This window comes from Thioalkalivibrio sp. ALJ24 (assembly GCF_000377785.1).
In the GTDB taxonomy this organism is placed as follows: Bacteria; Pseudomonadota; Gammaproteobacteria; order Ectothiorhodospirales; family Ectothiorhodospiraceae; genus Thioalkalivibrio.
Genome location: NZ_KB898725.1, coordinates 301222 through 322664 on the forward strand (window position 1 = coordinate 301222; position 21443 = coordinate 322664).

General features: G+C 69.5%; 15 protein-coding genes. 10 read left to right on the plus strand and 5 right to left on the minus strand.

Features of this window, described 5'->3' with window-relative positions:
• The first annotated feature begins 73 nt into the window (after positions 1–73).
• The 5 genes from D571_RS0103725 to D571_RS0103745 are packed head-to-tail and all read left to right on the plus strand — an operon-like array spanning position 74 to position 4560.
• Positions 74–835 carry a 3-deoxy-D-manno-octulosonic acid kinase gene (locus D571_RS0103725; protein WP_018935332.1) on the plus strand — a complete coding sequence of 254 codons (762 nt, stop codon included), beginning with the start codon at positions 74–76 and terminating at the stop codon, positions 833–835.
• Positions 832–1974 carry a glycosyltransferase gene (locus tag D571_RS0103730; RefSeq protein WP_018935333.1) on the plus strand — a complete coding sequence of 381 codons (1143 nt, stop codon included), beginning with the start codon at positions 832–834 and terminating at the stop codon, positions 1972–1974. Before D571_RS0103725 ends, D571_RS0103730 begins: the two co-directional genes overlap by 4 nt.
• Entirely contained in the window at positions 1971–2573 is a 603-nt protein-coding gene (locus D571_RS0103735) for a hypothetical protein (RefSeq protein ID WP_018935334.1), read from the plus strand. Before D571_RS0103730 ends, D571_RS0103735 begins: the two co-directional genes overlap by 4 nt.
• 48 nt (positions 2574–2621) lie before the next feature.
• Entirely contained in the window at positions 2622–3302 is a 681-nt protein-coding gene (locus D571_RS0103740) for a sulfotransferase family 2 domain-containing protein (RefSeq protein ID WP_018935335.1), read from the plus strand.
• Positions 3277–4560: a hypothetical protein gene (locus D571_RS0103745; RefSeq protein WP_026287552.1), complete on the plus strand. Its 1284-nt coding sequence runs from the start codon at positions 3277–3279 to the stop codon at positions 4558–4560. Before D571_RS0103740 ends, D571_RS0103745 begins: the two co-directional genes overlap by 26 nt.
• A 24-nt stretch (positions 4561–4584) precedes the next feature.
• Here the strand turns inward: D571_RS0103745 and D571_RS0103750 are convergent, their stop codons facing one another.
• Genes D571_RS0103750 through glnE form a run of 5 tightly spaced genes read right to left on the minus strand, consistent with a single transcriptional unit; the run spans position 4585 to position 11077 of the window.
• Positions 4585–5394: a sulfotransferase gene (locus tag D571_RS0103750; protein ID WP_026287553.1), complete on the minus strand. Its 810-nt coding sequence runs from the start codon at positions 5392–5394 to the stop codon at positions 4585–4587.
• Positions 5395–5420: 26 nt separating this feature from the next.
• A complete protein-coding gene (hldE, locus tag D571_RS0103755; protein WP_018935338.1) occupies positions 5421–6845 on the minus strand; it encodes a bifunctional D-glycero-beta-D-manno-heptose-7-phosphate kinase/D-glycero-beta-D-manno-heptose 1-phosphate adenylyltransferase HldE in 1425 nt (474 codons plus the stop codon).
• A 48-nt stretch (positions 6846–6893) separates the two neighbouring features.
• Positions 6894–7121 (minus strand): zinc-finger domain-containing protein, encoded by a 228-nt coding sequence (locus tag D571_RS0103760; protein ID WP_018935339.1) that lies wholly within the window; start codon positions 7119–7121, stop codon positions 6894–6896.
• 39 nt (positions 7122–7160) lie between these two features.
• Positions 7161–8081, minus strand: a complete 921-nt coding sequence (locus tag D571_RS0103765) for a branched-chain amino acid transaminase (RefSeq protein ID WP_018935340.1) — start codon at positions 8079–8081, stop codon at positions 7161–7163.
• Between the two features lie 35 nt (positions 8082–8116).
• Complete coding sequence (glnE, locus tag D571_RS0103770; protein ID WP_018935341.1) at positions 8117–11077, minus strand: bifunctional [glutamate--ammonia ligase]-adenylyl-L-tyrosine phosphorylase/[glutamate--ammonia-ligase] adenylyltransferase; 2961 nt, start codon at positions 11075–11077, stop codon at positions 8117–8119.
• Between the two features lie 168 nt (positions 11078–11245).
• On the opposite strand from glnE, the gene D571_RS0103775 reads away from it, so the two are divergent.
• The 5 genes from D571_RS0103775 (at position 11246) to D571_RS0103795 (ending at position 21392) form a co-directional block, all read left to right on the plus strand.
• Entirely contained in the window at positions 11246–12295 is a 1050-nt protein-coding gene (locus D571_RS0103775; RefSeq protein ID WP_018935342.1) for an extracellular solute-binding protein, read from the plus strand.
• 166 nt (positions 12296–12461) lie between these two features.
• Complete coding sequence (locus D571_RS0103780; protein WP_018935343.1) at positions 12462–14264, plus strand: iron ABC transporter permease; 1803 nt, start codon at positions 12462–12464, stop codon at positions 14262–14264.
• Positions 14264–15349 (plus strand): ABC transporter ATP-binding protein, encoded by a 1086-nt coding sequence (locus D571_RS0103785; RefSeq protein WP_018935344.1) that lies wholly within the window; start codon positions 14264–14266, stop codon positions 15347–15349. The genes D571_RS0103780 and D571_RS0103785 overlap by 1 nt, the downstream gene beginning before the upstream one ends.
• A gap of 92 nt (positions 15350–15441) precedes the next feature.
• Positions 15442–17208 carry an autotransporter assembly complex family protein gene (locus D571_RS0103790; RefSeq protein ID WP_018935345.1) on the plus strand — a complete coding sequence of 589 codons (1767 nt, stop codon included), beginning with the start codon at positions 15442–15444 and terminating at the stop codon, positions 17206–17208.
• Positions 17205–21392 carry a translocation/assembly module TamB domain-containing protein gene (locus tag D571_RS0103795; RefSeq protein ID WP_018935346.1) on the plus strand — a complete coding sequence of 1396 codons (4188 nt, stop codon included), beginning with the start codon at positions 17205–17207 and terminating at the stop codon, positions 21390–21392. The genes D571_RS0103790 and D571_RS0103795 overlap by 4 nt, the downstream gene beginning before the upstream one ends.
• Positions 21393–21443 lie beyond the last annotated feature (51 nt).

Sequence of the window (21443 nt, forward strand, 5' to 3'; positions counted from 1 at the left end):
CTCAAGGGAGCCTCCGTGACGAGTGCCAGCGGAACATAGACCCTCATCCTGCCATTCACCAGCTGGAATACCAGTGATCTTCATGGACAATCCACGACAGGTCGACGAGCCCGCACTTGAAGACTGGCGATCCCATCCGTGGAATGGACATTGCCGCATCCTGTCCGATCCCGGAATGCTCCGGGGGTGCAATAACGATCTGTTCGATCCCGAGGCATTGCGGGCACGAGGTCAGTGGACCGGCAGCAGCAGCGGTCGGCGTGCGACCCACTTCCTGCATCACGAGGGGCGCGACTGGGTCCTGCGCCATTACTGGCGGGGCGGACTGATGGCCCGGGTTGCCACGGATACCTACCTGTGGACCGGGCTGGAACGCAGCCGTCCGGTGCGCGAGTGGCGCCTGCTGGCGCGCCTGCACGAACTCGGGCTGCCGGTCCCGCGTCCGGGCGCCGCACGGGTCTGCCGCCACGGGCCGGTGTATCGAGGCGATCTGCTGAGCGAACGCATCCCGGACAGCCACCCGCTGGACGAATGGATCGGGGACGGAAAGGACGCGCCCGAACTGTGGGACGCAATCGGCCGGGTGATCGCCCGGTTCCACGTCCATGGCGCCTGGCATCCGGATCTCAACGCCCGCAACATCCTGATCCAGGACAATGGGCGGGTCTGGGTGATCGACTGGGACCGGGGCCGGATCGGCCACCATCGGGGGCTTCAGGACAACCTGTCGCGTCTGCGGCGTTCGCTGGACAAATGGCCGGCGACTCGCGAGCGCGGCGCCCTCGGCTGGCCGCACCTGCTTCAGGCCTACAACGAGGAACGAAAACCGGCATGACTACCCCGCGGTTGGCCGTGCTCGTGTCCTACACCGGGGATGGCGGCGTCGAAAAGATGATGAACCATCTGCTGCGCGGGTTCGTGGATGCCGGCGTGCAGGTGGATCTGCTGTTGCTGAAGGCCCGCGGCGGCCATGTGGAGGATATCCCGGCAGAGGTCAATGTGATCCGGCTGGATGCGCGCACCTCCCTGCTGGCGCTGCCCGCGGTCACCCGTTACCTGCGTCGCCAGCGCCCCGACGCCTTGCTGGCCGCCAAGGACCGCGCCGGCCGCGTGGCCCTGCGCGCGCGCCGGCTGGCACGGGTACCGACGCGGATCATTCTGCGGATGGGGATGCACCTCAGCGGCTCGCTGGCCGACAAGACCGCCCTGCAGCGATGGCTGCGTTACCGCCCCGTCCGGCAACTGTACCCGCTGGCGGATGCCATCGTCGCCGTGGCGCAGCCGGTGGCCGACGACCTCGCCCGCATCGGGGGCATCCCGTCGGAGCGTTTCCGCGTGATCGCCAACCCGGTGATCTCGCCATCCCTGATGGCCAGGGCTGAAGAAGCCGCAGAGCATCCATGGCTGGAAGCGGCCACACGGACTGGTACGCCAGTCATCCTGGCGGTGGGCCGACTGCGGCCGCAAAAGGATTTCGCTACCCTCCTGCGAGCCTTCGCGCTGCTGCATGCCCGGCGACCGTGCCGGCTCATCATCCTGGGGGAAGGACCGGAGCGGGACCGCCTGCAAGGCCTGGCGCGCGAACTGGGCATCGCCGACCATGTCGATCTTGCGGGTTTCCGCTCCAATCCATATCCGTTGATGCGCGCTGCCAGCCTGTTCGTGCTGTCCTCCCGCTTCGAGGGATCGCCCAATGTCCTGGTCGAAGCCATGGCGCTCGGGACACCGGTGGTGTCGACGGATTGCCCGAGCGGTCCGCGAGACATCCTCGCCGGGGGCCGCCTTGGCCCGCTCGTCCGGGTGGGCGATGCCTCCGCGCTGGCCGAAGGGATGGCCCGCGGGCTGGAGGCACCCATCGAGCCGGGACTGCTGCAACAGGCCGTCGCTGACTACACCGTCGAAACGAGCGCCCGCGCCTATCTGGAGGCGCTGGGCATCGCGCCACCCACAACGCAACCGGCCGACACCGCATGACCACGCCCCTGCTCATCGACCTGCCGACCGAGGCCCTGCAGCGCTATCTCGCCAAGCGCGATCGGTCCTCCAAGGCCCGGTTCTTCATCGACGGTCTGTTCCTTCCCCGACGCGTACGCCGGGGTCAATGGCACCGGCGGACCGAACCCTTCGATCAGCACCCGATCTACGGTCTGCTGGAACACCTGCTGGACGAGCAGCGCAGTCGGTCGGAACACATCGAAGCGTTGCGCCACTACTACCGCGCGCGCGGCAAGACCGAGGATCAGGCCGAGGAGAAGATCACGCGTTCGCTGGACAAGTACCTCGAGCGTTACCGCGGCCTCGCCCGCAACATGGCGGAGAACGGATACGTCGCCGGCCTGGGCAAGGACGAGATCGGCGTGGCCATCGGCCCGGACGGCGAATTCATCAAGGTGGCGAACGGCAATCATCGGCTGGCGGTGGCCCGCCTGGTCGGCGTCCCGCAGGTGGTGGGTGAAATCCAGTTCGTGCACCGCGACTGGCTGCGCCGCCAGCCCTCGCAACGCGACGTCGACGAGACCCTGCTGCATGCCCTGGGCTCGCTGAATGCCCGACGCAATCCCGCGGATTCCTGACGCAGCCGCGGTTACAATACCGCGACCGATCCCCGCCAGCCTTGATCCATGCTGATTTCCTATCGCAAGAATTTCCTGTTCGTGCACATCGCCAAGACGGGCGGGACCAGCATCCGGGCGGCGTTGCGGCCGTATCGCTGGGGCGGCTGGTACAGCATCCCGCTGTGGGCGGCCAGCCAGGTCAGTCAGCTGACGCGGCCCCGGCACAAGCTGGGGCTGAAGTTTCCGCGCCACGCGAAGGCCATCGCGGCCAAGGAGATGCTGCCGGAGCCGGTCTACCGCGAGCTGTTCAAGTGCGCGATCGTGCGCAACCCCTGGGATCTGCAGGTCAGTTCCTGGCACCACATCCGGCGGGAGAAGCCGGAGGTCCTGGAAGGGGTCAAAACCTTCGGAGATTTCCTGCGGCTGAAGTTCGACCCCGAACGGCCGTACGACTACATGCTGGACACCTCGGCGGAGCTGCAGCACGAATACATCGTCGATCTGCAGGGGCGGGTGATCGTCGATTTCATCGGCCGCTACGAGAACCTGCACGAGGATTTCGGCACGATCTGTCAGCGCATCGGGATCCCGACGCCCGAGCTCCCGCATCTGCGCCGCGCCAGTGAACGCGACGACTACCGCAGCTACTACGACGACACCCTGGCGGAGATGGTGGCGCAGCATTATCGCCGCGACCTAGACCTGCTGGGGTACGAATTCGATGCCCCGACTGCCACAAACCGGTGACCGCCCGGAGATCCCTGGCCTCGGGACCCTCGCGCTGGAGGACTGCCTCCACGAGTACCCGGGCAAGCGGCGGATCTTTCGCGCCCGATTACCCGACGATCGGGCGGTGGTCGCCAAGTTCTATCTCGGGCGCATCGCGCAGTGGGCCGAATGGCGCCGTGGCACGCGCGGGGCGCGCCGACTGGAGGCGGCCGGCGTGCCCGCGCCGGCGGTGCACCATGCCGGCTACTGCCCGCAATACCGCGCGTGGCTGCTGGTGCTGGACCTGGTCGAGGCGGATACCCCCTGGCCACCGCCCGGCGGCGATCCCGGGCACGAGGCCCATGCCCGGCTGCTGGCCACCCTGGCCGAACACCACCGCGCCGGCATCATGCAGAACGATCTCAACTGGCTGAACTTCATCCCCCGCGACGGAAAGCTGTACGCGATCGACGGGGACCGGGTCCGGCGCCGCGCCGGAGCGCTGGGCCGCGGGCCCGCCCTGCGCCACCTGCAGCGGCTGTACGCGTCCAAGACCCGCGTGCCCGAGGCGCGCATCCGCGAGGGCTTCCGGCTCTACCACGAACTGCGTGGCTGGGACCCGACCGAGGCCGAACTGGAACGTTTCCTGCGGACACTGCGCCACGCCCGCGTCCGTCACGCCCGCCGGGTTGCGCACCGCGCGGCACGCGGCTGGAAACATTATCCGCGTTTTCGCAGCGCCGACCTCGGGGTCATCCACGATCGACGCAGGCTTACGCGCGAGCAGGCCGGCGAGATCGCCCGCCAGCTGTACGCGACCGGCAAACTGCCCGAGACCGTGGCGAACAACGAGCTGGGGGCCCGGCGGATTGATGCACCCTGGCAGACCCTGCCTGCGCTGCTGCGCCCGGCCCTCACCCGCCGGACCGCGCGTCGGGTCTGGAGCCATGCCCTCACCCTCCGGCGGCTGGGGCTGGCGGTGCCGCGGCCGGTGGCGGTGGTCGCCGCGGATTGCGGCATGATCTGGCTGGTCCAGGAGGCGATCCCGGACATGCACCCGCTGACGGTCGGCGGCCAACCGCCCGGACCGGAAGCGGCCGAGACGCTGTGGGCGAGTCTGCGGGACTACGGGATCCGGTTCCGCGGGCGGGACCCGCGCATGCTGGGCAGCGACGGCCATGCGTTGTGGATCCTCGATCCGCTACCGCTGGCCTTTGCCCGGCCGGGAGGGCGCGGTCTTCTGCGCGCCGCGCAGCGCGACCGGGAATGGCTGCGGCAGGTCAGCGAGGCGCGCTGACCCGGCGCTGACGACGCGGGGGCGTCAGTCCAGACCCCAGCGACGCTCCTTGGCGTCGTTGGCCACGCGTCCGGGCCAGGCGATCACGTTCTGGATGCGCTGCATGTACGGCGGGATCACCTGCTTCCAGGCATCGTCCGGCCAGATCACGCTGCCCTCGGTCTTGCGAAAGACATCCGCCGAACCGATGTTGTGATGCGCCATCTCCGCCCAGGAATCCAGCTGCGGGCGCTCGAACTCCAGCCCCAGGCGCTCCATCAGCTTCGGCAGCTGGTCCTCGGGGTCGTAGGCCAGCTTCTCGTAATTCACCACGATATGCGGCTCGTTGCGCAGCAGGTAGTACAGCCGCAGCGAGCGATGGGAATAGGAGAAGGTGGGGATATAGTTCTGCTGCTTGCGCTTGCGCAGCGACTGCGCCCGCCCGCGCGGGTCGCGCAGCACGTGGATGGGCACCACGTCGATGTCGGGCGCAGCCATCAGCCGGCGCAGGCGCTGCACCGACTTGGAATTGTCGGTCACGAACGGCACCCCGCTGACCTCGGAGACCACCTCGAACAGCGTGCGGTTGTGCTCGTTGAAGCGCGCCGGGTCGCGCGCATGCACGTCCAGGGTCTCCAGATTGCAGCCTAGGCGCTCCTCCAGCCGGGCGTTGACCGCCGACCAGAACTCGCATGCCCAGAAGCTGGGCGCGCCGCAGGGGCAGGGATGCTTGCGCGCGTAATGCGCCAGGCGCCGGACCCCGCCCAGCGCGCGCACCTGGCTGTGCGCGTCCAGCAGGATGTCCAGCAGGGTCGAGCCGCTGCGGCCCATGCCCACGAGGTAGAGTACTTTCATGTGTCGGTATCGCCCCGGAATTCGCCTCAGTAATGGCCCTGTCGGATCCGCTCCATCACCGCGCTGGTCGAGCAGCCGTCCACGAAGTCCAGCACCTCGACCCGGCCGCCGGCCGCGGTGACCGCATCATACCCCGCGATGTCTTCCGGCCTGTAGTCGCCGCCCTTCACCAGCACGTCGGGCAGCACCTCGCCGATCAGCGCCGCCGGGGTGTCCTCGGCAAACGGCACCACCCAGTCCACGGCCGCCAGGCCGGCCAGCACGGCCATGCGGCCCTCCAGCGGGGTTACCGGTCGTCCGGGGCCCTTCAAGCGCTGCACCGAGGCGTCATCGTTGACCGCCACCACCAGCCGGTCGCCGCGAGCCCGGGCCTGCTCCAGATAGGCCACGTGCCCGGCATGCAGCAGGTCGAAACAGCCGTTGGTCATCACGATGCGCTCGCCGGCGGCCCGCGCGCGCTGCAGCACGGCCATCAGCCCGGCGCGGGACACCACGCCGCGATCGGCGCCCTCCGGCTCGTGCCGCGCCGCGCGCAGTTCGTCCGGCGAGACCGTCGCGGTGCCCAGCTTGCCGACCACGATCCCGGCGGCGAGGTTGGCCAGATGCATCGCATCCTCCAGCGTCTCGCCAGACGCCACCGCGGCCGCCAGGGTTGCGATCACCGTGTCGCCCGCACCGGTCACGTCGAACACCTCGCGGGCGCGGGCCGGCTGATGCACCGGCGGCCGGTCGGGACGGAACAGGGTCATGCCCTCCGCGCCGCGCGTCACCAGCAACGCCTCGATGCCATGCTCGCGGAGCAGACCGGTGGCCGCGCGCTCCAGCGCCGCCGTGTCCGGACAGGGACCGGCCACGGCCTCCAGTTCCGCGAGATTGGGTGTCACCAGACTGGCGCCGCGATAGGCGGAGAAATCGGTGCCCTTGGGGTCCACCAGCACCGGGCGGCCGGCGGCCCGTGCCGCGCGGATCAGCGGCTGCGGGTCGCGCAGCGCGCCCTTGGCGTAGTCGGACAGCACCACCACCTGACAGTCGCGCAGCAACGGTTCGAAATCCGCCAGCAGGTCGCCGGCCGTCGCCCCGGGGAAACCGTCCTCGAAATCCAGCCGGATCAGCTGCTGATGGCGACTGATGACCCTCAGCTTGGTAATGGTCGCGGCCCCCGACCGGCGCCGGAAGTGGCAGCGAACGCCTGCCTCCTCCAGCAAGGCGGACAGATCGGCCGCGGCGGTGTCGTCCCCGGTCACCCCGACCAGATCGGGACACCCGCCCAGCGCGGCCAGATTCAGGGCGACGTTACCGGCCCCGCCCGGGCGCTGCTCGATGTCGCGCACGTGCACCACGGGCACCGGGGCCTCCGGCGAGATACGGTCGGTCGCGCCGTGCCAGTAGCGATCCAGCATCAGATCGCCGGCGACCAGCACGCGGGCCCGGTCGAGGGGGGGCAGACTCATGGTCGTGTGCTCGCGCCCGAAAGGCGGCGGTGGCCCCCGGGCACGGGATCAGTCGTCGGCGTCTTCGAGGATGTAGATCGTGCCGCAGTAGGGGCACTGGTAGCGCCCGTCCTCGGTCTCGTCGATCGGGATGAACACCCGCGGATGCGAGGCCCACAGAGCGGCCCGCGGCATCGGGCAGTGCAGCGGCAGGTCCGCTCGGGTTACCCGCACTGTCGTCTCCGCGTTGGCGGTTTCGTACTGATCCTGATGATTGGCGGTATCGGGGTTCACCATGGTTCGGGTCTCGCTCCGGTTCGGGGTCGCGTGGATCAATCAGACGTAGGTCAGCCAGTCCTGATGACGGGAATCGCGCCCGTGGACCACGTCGAAATAGCGCGACTGCAGCAGTTCGGTGATGGGGCCGCGGCTGCCGGTGCCGATCGGCCGGTCGTCCACCTCGCGGATCGGGGTAACCTCGGCGGCGGTCCCGGTAAAGAAGGCCTCGTCGGCGATGTAGACCTCGTCGCGGGTGATGCGCTTCTCCACCACGCGGAAGCCCTCCTCGGCTGCCAGCTCGAGCACCGTGCGCCGCGTGATGCCGTCCAGGGCTGAGGTCAGGTCCGGGGTATAGATCACCCCGTCGCGGATGATGAAGATGTTCTCGCCGCTTCCCTCGGCGACGTAGCCCTCGGTGTCCAGCAGCATGGCCTCGTCGTAGCCGCAGCGGGTTGCTTCCTGCAGGGCCATCATCGAGTTCATGTAGTTGCCGTTGGCCTTCGCCTTGCACATGGTCACGTTTACGTGGTGCCGGCTGAACGACGAGGTGCGGATGCGGATACCGTTCTCGATCCCTTCGTCACCGAGATAGCTGCCCCAGCTCCAGGCGGCCACCATCACGTGCACCTCGAGGTTGTCGGCCCGCAGACCCATGCCCTCCGAACCGAAGAAGGCCATCGGACGCAGATAGGCGCTGTCGAGGTTGTTCTCGGTGATCGCCGCCTGCTGCGCACGGTTCAGGCGCTCGGCGGTGAACGGCAGGGTCATGCCCAGGATCCGCGCGGAGTTGAACAGCCGGCGGGTATGGTCCTCGAGGCGGAAGATGGCCGGCCCGTGATCGGTGGGATAGGCCCGCACGCCCTCGAACACCCCCATGCCGTAATGCAGGGTATGGGTCAGCACATGGGTCTTCGCATCCCGCCAGGGCACCATCTCGCCATCCAGCCAGATCACCCCGTCCCGGTCGGCCATCGACATCGCTTGTGTCCTCTGTTTCGTGTTGTTTCGTCGGGTCAGGCCCCGGAATCGACCTCGGATTCGACCCCGGATTCATCAGGACCGGCGTCACCGAATACGCTCTCCCAGGCACGCATCACCCGCGCGCGCACCGCCTCCAGCTCCGCATCCGGCTGTTCCACGCGGGCGTCGCGCCCGGCCAGGGTCAAACGATGGATGCGGTTGCGCAGATCGCGATAGGCATCGGCCAGTTCGCTGCTGAAGCCGGCATCGATCACCCCGCTGGTGCCCAGGGCCTCCAGGGTGCGGATCTTGTCCGGGTACTCGCAGACCGACGGATGCTCGTGCGCGGCAACCAGAACCCAGTATTGAACCATGAATTCGATGTCGGTGATACCGCCACGATCGCGCTTGAGATGGAACCCTTCGCCCGGTTTCGACGCGTGCTCGCCCAGCATGCGCCGGCGCATCTCCACCACCTCCTGGCGCAGCGCATCGGCATCGCGCGGGCGGGTCAGCACCTCGCGGCGCAGGGCGGCGAAGTCCTCGCCGAGCAGACGATCCCCGGCGACGAAACGCGCGCGCACCAGCGCCTGGTGCTCCCAGGTCCAGGCCGACTCGTCCTGATAGCGACGGAACGCCTCCAGCCCGGAAACCAGCAGCCCGGCCGTACCCGAGGGGCGCAGCCGCGTGTCTACTTCGTACAGCCGCCCCGAGGCGGTGAACGCCCCCAGCAGGTGCACCACCCGCTGGGCGACCCGGGCGAAGAACTCGCTGTTGTCGATCACCTTCGGCCCGGCGGTACGCGCACTGGCGCTGTCGTCGCTGTCGTGCAGGAACACCACGTCGAGATCCGAACCGTAGCCCAGCTCGAAGCCCCCCAGCTTGCCGTAGCCAATGACCGCGAAACGCGCCGGACGGCAGGCGCTGGCGTCCTCGCCACACTGCGGCGCGCCGAAACGCTCCACCATGTGTTCCCAGGCCAGATGCAGCACCTGTTCCAGCAGCACCTCCGCCAGCCAGGTCAGATGGTCCGAGACCTTCATCAGGGGCAGGTAGCCGGTGATGTCGGCGGCCGCCACGCGCAGGGTCTGCACCTGTTTGAACTGCCGCAGGCGGTCCAGCATCTGCTCGTGGTCCTGCCCCGGGAAGCGCGCCAGCTCTTCCTCCAGTTCCGCCTGCAGCCCGTCGCGGTCGGGCGGGGCATACAGCGCGCGCGGATCCAGCAGCTCGTCCAGCAGCAGCGGGTGCTGGGTCAGCTGATCACCGATCCACGGGCTCGCCCCCACCAGGCGCACCAGCTGCGACAGCGCCAGCGGGTTTTCCACCAGCAGCGACAGATACACCGAGCGCCGCGCGATGGTGCGGATCAGCTGCAGCGCCCGCGGCAGGACATCATCGGGGGCGTCCTGCTCGCCGATGGCCCCCAGCAGCAGCGGCATCAGGCGGTCGAGGCGCTGGCGCCCGGTGGTGCTCATCGCGCGGACCCCGGGACTCTCGCGCAGATCATGGATGCCGGCGAAGGCCGAACCGGGATCGTTGAAGCCGAGTCCGGCCAGCGCCTCCCGGGCCTCCTCCTCGTTCAGGGTGCCCACCCACAGGCGCTGGATCTGCTGCTCGCGATCGGCCTCCGGCGAGTCTTCCATGCTCTCTTCACCGGCACGCTGCGGGGCAACAAAGACCTGGTCGAAATGGGCATGAACCCGATGCTGTTCGCGTACCAGCGCGGCCTCGAAACTGCCCTCGTCGTCGAACCCCATGGCCAGCGCCAGGCGCGCGCGGTCATCTCCCTCGCGCGGCAGGCGGTGGGTCTGCTGGTCGTTGAACATCTGCAGGCGGTTCTCCACCCGCCGCAGGAACCGATAGCCGCGCTCCAGCTGCTCCACCACGTAGCCGGGCAACAGCTCGCGCTCGCCCAGCACCCGCAGAACACCTATCAGGTCGCGCCGCTGCAGGGCCTGGTCGCGTCCGCCGCGGATCAACTGGAAGGCCTGGCCGATGAACTCGATCTCGCGGATGCCACCCTCGCCGTGCTTCACGTCCTCGAACCGGCCCTTGCGCGCGGATTCGTCGTTGATCATCTGCTTGAGCTGACGCAGGTTGGCCAGCGAGCCGTAATCCAGGTAGCGGCGATAGATGAACGGGCGCAGCCGACGCATCAGGCGCGCCCCGGCCTCGCCGTCGCCGGCGATCACCCGCGCCTTGATCAGCGCGTAGCGTTCCCACTCGCGGCCGTGGGCCTGGTAGTAGTCCTCCATCGCGTCGAAGTGCATCACCAGCGGACCGCTGTCGCCGAACGGCCGCAGGCGCATGTCCACGCGATAACAGAAGCCGTCCGCGGTCACCTCGGACAGCGCGGCGATCAACGCCCGGCCGAGGCGCTGGAAATAGGTCGGATTGTCCAGCGGCTTCGCGCCGTCGGTCTCGCCGTTCTCCTCGAAGGCAAAGATCAGATCGATGTCCGAGGAGAAATTGAGCTCGCCGCCGCCCAGTTTGCCCAGACCCAGCACCACCAGCGACTGCGGCGCGCCGTCCTCGGCGCTGCGCGGCTGGCCATGGCGCGCGCGGTACCGCGCATCCAGCCAGTCCAGCGCCGTCCCCACCAGTCCATCGGCCAGGCGCGTGAGGTCGTGCATCACCTCGTCGAGATCCGCCTCCCCGGCGAGGTCACGCCAGGCGATGCGCAGCAGCTCGCGATGACGGCTCTCGCGCAAGGCGCGCTTGAGGCCCGCCTCGTCTTCCGCGGCCGCCACCCGCTCCCACAGCGCGGCATGGAACGCCGCGTCGTCCAGGGCTGGCATGCGGCCCTCGGCATCCAGCGCCTCCAGCAGCCAGGCCGGGTGTCGGCGCGCGGTCTTGACCAGATAGTGGCTGAAGGCCAGCGGGCGATGCTCGGCCGGTGGCCCCTCGGGACAGGCGTCATCGGCGGCGGTCTTCAGCTCCTCCCAGACACGGAGGATCTCTTCTTCCAGCGCCGGGGGGAGCGGCGCGGGGTTGGCGGGCAGTGGCTTGTCCATGGCCCAAGGGTAGGGAAACGCCGATCAATGTGCACTCTCGCCTCACGGGCACCCGCCGTACATGGATGGGTGTGGCGGAATCTTGACCACGGATGCTAATACAAATAAAAATCGTTCTCGAATATCTTTCGCCATCCAGCCGAACGACCACCCCGAGGAGTCATTGCCATGCGCGCCCTGCTGCCCCGCCCCCTGATCTGGACCCTGGCCGCCATGGCCGCGACCACCGCCTCCCTGCCGCTGACTGGCTGCAGCCCGGGCGCCGAAACCGAGGAGGTCAACCTCTATTCTGCGCGCCAGGAAAACCTGATCGCCCCTCTGCTGGAACAGTTCACCGACGAAACCGGGATCGAGGTCAATCTGGTCACCGGCAGCGCCGATGCACTGCTCCAGCGGCTGCGCCAGGAGGGCCGCAACTCGCCGGCGGACGTGTTCATCACCGTGGACGCCGGCCGCCTGCATCAGGCGCATGCCGCAGGCGTGCTCCAGGCGATCGAGAGCGAGACGCTGGAGGACAACATCCCCGAGCGCTACCGCGACCCGGACGGCGAGTGGTTCGGGCTGTCGATGCGCGCGCGCCCGATCATGTACCACCGCGATCGGGTCGACCCCGCCGAACTGTCGACCTACGAGGCCCTGACCGACGAGCAGTGGGAAGGACGCATCTGCATCCGCTCGTCCGACAACGTCTACAACCAGTCGCTGGTGGCATCGATGATCGCCAGCGAGGGCGCGGACGCGGCCCAGGCGTGGGTCGACGGCCTGGTACCCAATCTCGCACGCCGGCCGCAGGGCGGAGACCGCGACCAGATCCGCGCCCTCGCCGACGGGGTGTGCGATGTCGCCGTGGCCAATACCTATTACCTCGGCCTGATGCTTGAAGGTGACGGCCGCGACCGCGATGTAGCCGAACAGATCGGCGTGTTCTGGCCCAACCAGGACGACCGCGGCACGCACGTGAACGTGTCCGGCGCCGGGGTCACCGCCCACGCGCCCAACCGGGACAACGCCATCCGCCTGATCGAATACCTGAGCTCGGCCGAGGCTCAGGAGTGGTACGCCGAGGCCAACCAGGAATATCCGATCCGCGACGACGTACCGACCAGCGAGATCCTCGCCGACCTCGGCGATTTCATCTCCGACGACATCGATCTCTACGTCCTCGGAAAGAACAACGCCGAGGCCGTGCGCATCATGGACCGTGGCGGCTGGCGCTGATCACGCCTGATCCGGGAACCGACTCAGCGCCCCGACCCGCCCTCCGGGGAGACACGGGTCGGGGCGCTTGCAGCCGGGCGCCGTTCAAGCGGTGGCGGCCGGACTCCCCGAAGACTGCGGGGTCACCCATGGAATTCGAAACAAGAACGTTTACTATTTGCACTCCATGACCGCCTCCGCCACCAGCCCCGGGGCCCACGCCCCCGCCTCCCGCCGCCTGCGGCTGCCCTTCAGCGCGTGGTCGATGGCGGCCGTGGTGACCGCGCTGGTGCTCGCGCTGCCGGTGCTGGTGATCTTCGGCCACGTATTCATCCCCGCCGGGGAGGTCTGGGAACACCTGCGCCAGACCGTGCTGGCCGATTACGTGACCAACTCCCTGGTACTGCTGGTGGGGGTCGGGATCGGCGTACTGCTTATCGGCGTCCCGGTCGCGTGGCTGGTCAGCATGTGCGAGTTCCCCGGACGCTCGGTGTTCCAGTGGGCCCTGATGCTGCCGCTGGCGATGCCCGCCTACATCATCGCCTACACCTACACCGGCATACTTGACTTCTCCGGCCCCGTCCAGGGGCTGATCCGCGAACTGACCGGCCTGGGCTACGGCGAATACTGGTTCCCGGAGATCCGCTCGCTGGGCGGCGCGATGGTGATGCTGCTGCTCGTGCTGTACCCCTATGTGTATCTGCTCAGCCGTGCGGCCTTCCTGGAACAGTCGGTCTGCGTGCTGGAAGTCTCGCGGACCCTGGGCGCGGGCCCGTGGGAGGGCTTTCGCCGGGTCGCGCTGCCGCTGGCCCGCCCGGCGATCATCGCCGGGCTGACCCTGGCGCTGATGGAGGTGCTCGCCGACTATGGCACGGTCGCGTATTTCGGCGTGAGCACCTTCACCACCGGGGTCTTCCGCACCTGGTACGGGCTGGGCGACCCGGCCGCGGCGGCCCAGCTGTCGGCGGTACTGCTGAGTTTCGTCTTCGTGCTGATTCTGCTGGAGCGCTGGTCGCGCGCGAAGGCCCGCTTCCACCACACCAGCCGCCGTTATTCCACCCTGCCACGCTACCGGCTGCGCGGCTGGAAGGCCGCCGGCGCGTTCTTCGCCTGCCTGCTGCCGATCCTGCTCGGCTTCCTGATCCCCACGCTGCAGCTGGGCATCTGGGCCGTGCAGACCACCGACCAGTGGATGAATCCGCGCTTCGCCGGCCTGGTGTTCAACACCTTCTGGCTGGCGATCGCCGCGGCAATCATCGCGGTCGGCCTCGCGCTGGTGCTGGCCTACGCCCAGCGCATGGAAGGGGGCCGGGTCACACGGGTGGCGGTGCGCATCGCCGGCATGGGCTACGCGGTGCCGGGCACGGTGATCGCGATCGGCATCATGATCCCGTTCGCGGCCTTCGACAACGCACTGGACGCCTTCATGCGCGACACCTTCGGCGTCAGCACCGGGTTGCTGCTGTCGGGCACGGTGTTTGCGCTGCTGTTCGCCTACGCGGTGCGCTTCCTCGCGGTGTCCCTGCAGACGGTGGAGGCCGGGCTGGGCAAGATCCAGCCGAGCATGGACGACGCAGCGCGCTCGCTCGGCCTGCACCCGCTCAAGACCCTGTGGCAGGTGCACATGCCGATCATGCGCGGCACCCTGCTGACCGCCCTGCTGCTGGTGTTCGTCGACGTGCTCAAGGAACTGCCGGCCACCCTGATCCTGCGGCCGTTCGACTTCAACACCCTGGCGGTGCGCGCCTTCGAGCTGGCCGGCGACGAGCGCCTGCCGGAGTCCTCCAGCGCGGCGCTGGCGATCGTGCTGGTAGGCCTTGTTCCGGTTATCCTGCTGTCGATGACGATCGGGCGTTCACGCCCCGGCCAGGGCGCGGGCCAGGAGGACGCGACCGACGAGGACCCCGGACGGCGCCCGCGCTCCCGCCCGCTGGCGGTGCCTGCCGGCACGGCCGTGAATCCGTCCGCCGACGACCCACAGGACCGCTGATGCAGGTACCGCACACACCGCTTCTGGACCTCGACCACGTGGACATCGGCTATGACGGCCGGGCCGTGGTTCACGATGCAACGCTGCAGCTGCCGGAGGGTCAGATCGGGTGCCTGCTGGGCCCCTCCGGCTGCGGCAAGACCACCCTGCTGCGGGCGATCGCAGGGTTCGAGCCCGTAATGCGCGGCCAGGTCCGCATGCACGGCGAAACCGTGAGCGAACCGGGCTACACGGTGCCGCCGGAACGCCGCGGCGTGGGCATGGTGTTCCAGGACTTCGCCCTGTTCCCGCATCTGAGCGTGGGCGACAACCTGCGTTTCGGCATCCGCCACTGGAGCCGCGCGGCACAGGATGAACGGGTCCGGCAGCTGCTGCGCCTGGTCGGTCTGATCGGCTACGAGCCGGCCTACCCGCATGCCCTGTCGGGCGGGCAGCAGCAGCGCGTGGCGCTGGCCCGCGCCCTGGCGCCGCGCCCCGGCCTGCTGCTGCTGGACGAACCGTTTTCCAGCATGGACGTGGAGCTGCGCGGCGGACTGGCGCGCGAGGTACGCCAGATCCTGCGCGCGGAGAACACCACCGCGATCCTGGTGACCCACGACCAGAACGAGGCCTTCGCCTTCGCCGACCGCGTCGCGGTGATCCACGAAGGCCGCATCGCCCAGCTCGACAGCGCGTACAATCTCTATCACCGCCCGGCCAACCGCTTCGTCGCCGATTTCATTGGCGAGGGCACCCTGATCCCCGGCATGGTCGAGCCGGGGCATCAGGTGGACACCGCGCTGGGCCACCTGCAGGGCCCCCTGTCGGAGGATCTGCCGCCGGGGACCGCGGTGGACGTGCTGGTGCGCCCGGACGACATCGCCATTGACAACGAACAGGGCGAGGTCCGCACCGAGGTCCTGGACAAGGCCTTCCGCGGCGCCGACTTCCTCTACACCCTGCGCCTGCCGGACGGGCTCAGCGTCCTGTGCATGGCCCCGTCGCACGACAACTTCGTGATCGGCGAGCACGTCCGCCTGCGCCTGGACTTCTCGCATCTGGTGGTATTCTCTCGGGAGAGCGGCGTCGACTGCCCCGCGGGCTGACACCCGCGCCGGGGAACCCGCGGGGCTCCCGTCTACTCCCAACTGGAGTCGGTCGAGCATCCGCGACCACCCAAGCACGCGAAGCGTCACCGATGACCTCAGGCCCGTTCCTCATCCAGCCCCGCCGTCTGGTGCCCGTACTCCTCCTCGGGTACCTGGCCCTCGGGCTGGTCGCGCCCGCCAGCGGTAACGACGAACGCCCCCGGCTGGCGCTGGACGGCGGCACGTCGGAACAGCGCGACAATATCCGCGCCACCCTGAACATGGCGCGCCAGCGCTGCGATCTGCCCGAATTCCGCGTAAGCCGGGTGCTGCGCGACAGCGAACAGCGCGCCCGGGAGGCCCTGCGCGCCATCGGCCACTATCACCCCGACATGGAGCTGTCGCTGGACCGCGACGCCGAGCCCTGCTGGACCCTGAACCTGGACTTCGATCCCGGCCCGCCGACCACGGTGGAGTGGCTGGACCTGCAGGTAACCGGCGAGGGGCGCATGGACCCGGCATTCGAAGCCATCCTGATGCAGACGCAGATCGCCACCGGCGACGTGCTGCGCCATGACCGCTACGACGCCCTGCGTTCGCGCTTCACCCGGGTGGCGGCCGAACGTGGTTATTTCGACGCCGAGCTCACCCTGCGCCGCCTGGAGGTGGACACCGAACAGCGCACCGCTTCCATCCGCCTGCACATGGATACCGGCCCGCGCTACCGGCTGGGCGAGATCCGCATCGAGCAGGACATCCTGCGCGGGCGCCTTATGCAGCGACTGGTCCCCTTTGAACCGGGCGATCCGTACGCCTCCGCGCGGATCATCGAACTGCAGCGCAACCTGAACAACAGCGGCTATTTCGAGTCGGTGCGCGTACGCCCGCTGCGCGACGAGGCCGACGAGCGCCACGTACCGGTCGCGGTTGAACTGGAACCGCGCAACCGCCTGGCCTTCGAGGCCGGCATCGGCTATTCCACCGACATCGGCCCGCGCACGCGCTTCGGCATGGAAAACCGCTACGCCAACCGCCGCGGTCACCGCTATACCGGCGAGGTGGAGGCCTCGCCCGTGCGTTCCGGCGTGGCCTTCAACTACGAGATCCCGCTGCGCGATCCGCTGCGCGAACGCCTGAACCTGTTCACCTCCTGGCGCACCGAGGACACCAGCACCCAGCAGTTCGACCGCTTCCAGCTGGGCACCAGCCGCGTACTGCAGCGCGACTCCGGCTGGCAGACCACCGAGATGGTGCGCTACGAATACGAGGACTACACCGTCGGCGACGAAACCGACACCTCGCAGCTGTTGATTCCGTCGTATCGCGTCAGCCGCACCGAAGCCGACGACCCGATGACCCCGCGCCGGGGCTACCGCCTGGAAGGCACGGTCCAGGGGGCCGCGGAGGACCTCCTCTCCACCACCACCTTCGCCCAGGTGCGCGGCAACGCCCGCTACATCCGCGGTCTGGGGCCGGGACGCGCGCTGCTGCGGGCCGATGCCGGCTATACCGAGGTCGATTCGGTACGCGAGCTGCCCAGTTCCCTGCGCTTCTACGCCGGCGGCGACGGCTCCATCCGCGGCTACGGCTACCAGCGGCTGGGCCCGGAGAACGAGGACGGCGACGTGATCGGCGGGCGGCACCGCCTGGTGGGCAGCGCCGAATACGAGATCCCGGTGTTCGGGGACTGGAGCGCCGCGGTCTTCGTGGACGCCGGCAACGCCTTCGACGACTTCTCCGACTTCGACACGGTGTACGGCACCGGTGTCGGCGTACGCTGGCGCTCGCCGGTCGGTCCGATCCGTCTGGATATCGCCCACGGACCGGACTCCGACGATGACTTCCGCATCCACTTCTCCATGGGGCCGGACCTGTGAAGCGCTGGCTGCGCATCGGGGTCCGCGGCCTGGGGGCGCTGCTCGTCCTGCTTGTGGGGCTGGTGGCCGCCCTGGTCACCCTGCTGGCCACCGAATCCGGCACCCGCTGGCTGGCCGAACAGGGCGAACGCCACGCCCCGGTGGATCTCGCCATCACGGAGGTGGAAGGCACGCTGTTCCGCGGCCTGTCCATGCGCGGACTGACCCTGGAGCTGCCCGAGGGCCCGAACATCGCGGTGGACGAGGCCCGCGTGGCCCTGGACATCGCCGGGCTGCTGGCCCTGGATGTGCGCGTGGCCGAGCTCGGGGCGCGCGGCCTGCGAGTGGATCTGCCGGATGCCCCGGAAGAGGTGCCCGAGCCCGAGGAAGAGGAAGATCCGCCGGCCTTCGAACTGCCCGAGCGCATCGCCATCCCGCTGCTGGGCGTCCATCTCGACCGCCTGTGGCTGGCCGATCTGCGCGTGACCCGGACCGGCGAGGATCTGTTCGCCCTCACGCACCTGGAGGCCCGCGCCAGCGCCCGCGATACGCAACTGCACCTGCACCACCTGGACGTGGAGCTGCCGGACCCGGAGCTGCGGCTGAACCTGCACGCCCGACTGCAGGCCGACGGCGACTTCCCGGTGGAGGCCGGCGGACGCTGGCAACTGGGGCTGCCCGAGGCGGCCGGCGGCTGGCTGGAGCGTGAGGACGTCGCCGGCATGCTGGACCTGGAAGGTGATCTGCGGCGCAGCCTGCGCCTGAACCACCGGGTGGAGGCCGGCCCGTCGATGGAGACCCGCGTCACGCTGCACGACCCGTTCGATGCCCCCGCGCTGGAGCTGGAACACGCCTGGGAGGCGTTCGCGCTGGCGCTGCAACCCGACACCCGGCTGGCGCTGGACGCCGGGCGGCTGCAGGCGGACGCGACCCCGGACGACTGGGATCTGGCGCTGACCGCCGGTGCACGGCTGGATCCGTGGCCCGCGCTGGACCTGCAGCTGGCGGCGCAGGGCGACCTGGAGTCCGCGCGCGTGGAGACCCTGGATCTGCGCTCCGCGGCGGGGAATCTCGCCGTCAGCGGCGAGGCGGGCTTCGCCGACGAGCTCACCTGGGACCTGGGACTGGATCTGGACGATCTCGATCTCGCGGCGCTGGAAACGGCACTGGACGACATGCCTGAGCTGGATGCCGGAATCCGGCGCCTGAGCGCGACCAGCCGGGGACGCCTGCCACCGGGGGCGGAGAACCCGCTGGCCGCGCTGGAGGCCGCGGTGACCCTCACCGAACTGGAGGGCCATTTCGAAGACCAGCCGCTGACCGGCGAACTCGACCTGCAGCTGGCCGAAGGCCGGGCTCGCTTCGAACAGGGCCAGTTCCGCCTGGGCGATGCCCGCCTGAGCCTGCAGGGGCACCTGGACGGGCTGCAGGCGGCGGCCGACGACCCCGAGACCCGCTGGCCGTTCGCCCTGGACCTCGACCTCGAGGGAGTGGATGTGGCGCAGTTCCGGCCCGATGCCGATGCCCGACTGGACCGTCTGCGGCTCGCCCTGACCGGCGCCCTGGCACCGGCCGAAGCCGATTTCGATGCCGGCCTGGCGCTGACCGCGCTGGAGGCGAGCGCACAGGGGGTCGGGGTGCGTGGCGACGGCCGCGTGGAGCTGGACGCCCGGCGCGCGCGCATCCGTGAGCTTAACCTGCGCAGCGACCCCGGAGCGCACCTGGGCCTGAGCGGCGAGGTTGGCTACGGTGCCGGCCTGGACTGGGACCTCGATCTGCGCGCGCGCGAGCTCGATCCCGGCCTGGCCGCCCCCGATTTCCCCGGACGCCTCGCTCTGGACCTGCACACTGCGGGCCGGCTGGACCCGCAAGCCGGACCGACGGTGGAGGCCCGCATCCGTCGGCTCGACGGCGAGCTGCGCGAGCAGCCGGTCTCCGGGAGCGGCGAACTGCGCCTGGAAGACGAGATCCTCGACATCCGCGAGCTCGTGCTCGAGCTGGGCGACAACCGGGCCCGGATCGCGGGGCGCGTGGCCGACACCCTGGACCTGGACCTCGCGCTGCAGGCACCCGGGCTGGACGCACTGATGCCGGGACTGGGTGGCGAACTGGAGCTGGACGCACGCCTGCACGGCGACCGCGATGCCCCGCGGATCACCGCCCGCGGTCACGGCACGCAACTGCGCTTTGAGGACTTCGTCCTGGAGCGGCTGGAACTGGAGGCGGACACCGGGCTCGCGGAGACCGCCCCGGCCGAGATCGACCTGAGCCTGCACGGGGTCGCGAGCGCGGGGCAGACCCTGATCGAACACCTTGAGCTGAGCGCCGATGGCACCGCCGGCGAGCATCGGGCGCGGCTGGACCTGGAGGCGGCCGAATTCGGCCAGCTGGAGCTGGCCGTGGATGGCGGTCTGGACACCGAAGCGCTGCACTGGAGGGGTCGCATTCAGCAGCTCGCGCTCGACCAGCCGCTCGCCGGACGCTGGTCACTGGCGGGGCCGGTGGCGGTGGAAGGGGGGCCCGAGTCGGCGCGCCTGGAACGGCTGTGCCTGCAACGCGACGGTGGCGAGATCTGCGCCGAAGGTCGCCTGGACCCCTCCGGGGAGGCGAGTTTCGCCGCCCGCCTGGGGGCCATCGACCTGGCGTGGCTGGAACCGCTGCTGACCCCGGAACTGGCGCTGCAGGGCACCGTGGATGCGGAAGCCGACGGGCGTCTGGATGCCGAAGGCCGGGTGGATGCGGATCTCGCGGTCACCCCGAGCGATGGCGTCTTGCAGGTACGCGACGGCGACGACCTCCTGCAGGAGGTCCCGTGGCGGGACACCCGGCTGACGGCCCGGGTGCGCGACCGCGACGTGGATGCCGAGCTGCGCATGGACTTCCTCGACGACGGCATGGCCCGGGCCGACATCGCCCTGCGCGAGGAAGACGGGGTGACAGGCATTCAGGGCGACCTCGAGGCGCGGCTGGAGGATCTTGCCTGGCTCGCGGCCACCAGCCCCGAGATCGAGAACCTGCGCGGCGCGTTCGAGCTGGCGCTGGAGCTGGACGGGCCGCTCGAGGACCCGCTGGTGGAGGGCGGACTGCGCTTCATCGACGGCGGGGTCACGATCCCCGAGGCGGGCATCGACGTGGCGGTCCCGGAGCTGCGCGCCGATGTCCTGTCCGCGAGCGAGATGACGATCACCGGAGCCCTGGAATCCGGCGAGGGCCGGATCGATCTGGACGGCCGCGCGGATCTTGGCGAGGACGGCCCGCAGGTCCTGGTGCGGATCGACGGCGAAGACTTCCTCGCGGTCAACCGCGCCGATGCCGAGGCCCTGATCGAACCGGCCCTGCGCATCCGCTTCCGCCCGGACGAGGGCCTGGCGATCCGTGGCGGCATCGGCGTGCCGTGGGCGCGCCTGCGCCCGCCCGACCTGCCGCCCGGGGCAGTGCGGGTCTCGGGCGATCAGGTCATCGTCGGCGAGGAAGAGGAGCGTCCGGCGGCGCTCCCCATCGATATCCGCGTGCGCCTGCATCTGGGCGACGACGTGCGCTTCGACGGCTTCGGACTCAGTGCGCGGTTTGCCGGAGAAGTGGACGTGGAACAGGTCACCGGCCGCCCGACGCAGATGTTCGGAGAGATCCGCATCCCCGAGGGCGAATACACCTCCTACGGTCAGGACCTGCAGATCGACCGCGGGATCCTGCTGTTCCAGGGTCCGCCGGAGGCCCCCGATCTCGACCTGCGCGCGGTGCGGCGCGTGCCGGACCACAACGTGACCGTCGGCCTGGAGATCGGCGGCACCCCGGAGGCCCTGCGCAGCCGGATCTTCTCCGAGCCGCCGATGGACGAGACCGAGGCCCTGTCCTACCTGCTGACCGGCCGGCCGCTGTCCGGGGCATCGGAATCCGACGGCAACATGCTGGCCGCGGCAGCCGCTGGCTGGGGACTGGAACAGGGGGCGATGATCACCCAGCGCATCGGCACCGAGCTGGGCCTGGACGAGGTGGAGCTGGACACCGATGCCGGCCTCGACCAGAGCGCGCTGACCCTGGGGCTCTACCTGTCGCCACGGCTGCTGCTGCGCTATACGGTCGGGCTGTTCGACAACACCTCGCGGGTGCTGCTGCGTTACGAGCTCACCCGCTCGCTTAGCGTGGAGACCTCCTCGGGCAGCGAGGGCCAGACGATCGACCTCATCTACCGCCACGAGCGTTGATAACGGCCAGCCCGGGGCTGCGGCGCACGCGCCTGTTGCGCCGGGAGATCC

Coding starts and splice junctions, on each gene's coding strand:
- hldE (WP_018935338.1), bottom strand. CDS start 6,845: ATGAGTCTGCCCCCCCTCGACCGGGCCCGCGTGCTGGTCGCCGGCGAT.
- D571_RS0103735 (WP_018935334.1), top strand. CDS start 1,971: ATGACCACGCCCCTGCTCATCGACCTGCCGACCGAGGCCCTGCAGCGC.
- D571_RS0103780 (WP_018935343.1), top strand. CDS start 12,462: ATGACCGCCTCCGCCACCAGCCCCGGGGCCCACGCCCCCGCCTCCCGC.
- D571_RS0103765 (WP_018935340.1), bottom strand. CDS start 8,081: ATGTCGATGGCCGACCGGGACGGGGTGATCTGGCTGGATGGCGAGATG.
- D571_RS0103730 (WP_018935333.1), top strand. CDS start 832: ATGACTACCCCGCGGTTGGCCGTGCTCGTGTCCTACACCGGGGATGGC.
- D571_RS0103775 (WP_018935342.1), top strand. CDS start 11,246: ATGCGCGCCCTGCTGCCCCGCCCCCTGATCTGGACCCTGGCCGCCATG.
- D571_RS0103760 (WP_018935339.1), bottom strand. CDS start 7,121: ATGGTGAACCCCGATACCGCCAATCATCAGGATCAGTACGAAACCGCC.
- D571_RS0103790 (WP_018935345.1), top strand. CDS start 15,442: ATGACCTCAGGCCCGTTCCTCATCCAGCCCCGCCGTCTGGTGCCCGTA.
- D571_RS0103785 (WP_018935344.1), top strand. CDS start 14,264: ATGCAGGTACCGCACACACCGCTTCTGGACCTCGACCACGTGGACATC.
- D571_RS0103745 (WP_026287552.1), top strand. CDS start 3,277: ATGCCCCGACTGCCACAAACCGGTGACCGCCCGGAGATCCCTGGCCTC.
- D571_RS0103750 (WP_026287553.1), bottom strand. CDS start 5,394: ATGAAAGTACTCTACCTCGTGGGCATGGGCCGCAGCGGCTCGACCCTG.
- glnE (WP_018935341.1), bottom strand. CDS start 11,077: ATGGACAAGCCACTGCCCGCCAACCCCGCGCCGCTCCCCCCGGCGCTG.
- D571_RS0103740 (WP_018935335.1), top strand. CDS start 2,622: ATGCTGATTTCCTATCGCAAGAATTTCCTGTTCGTGCACATCGCCAAG.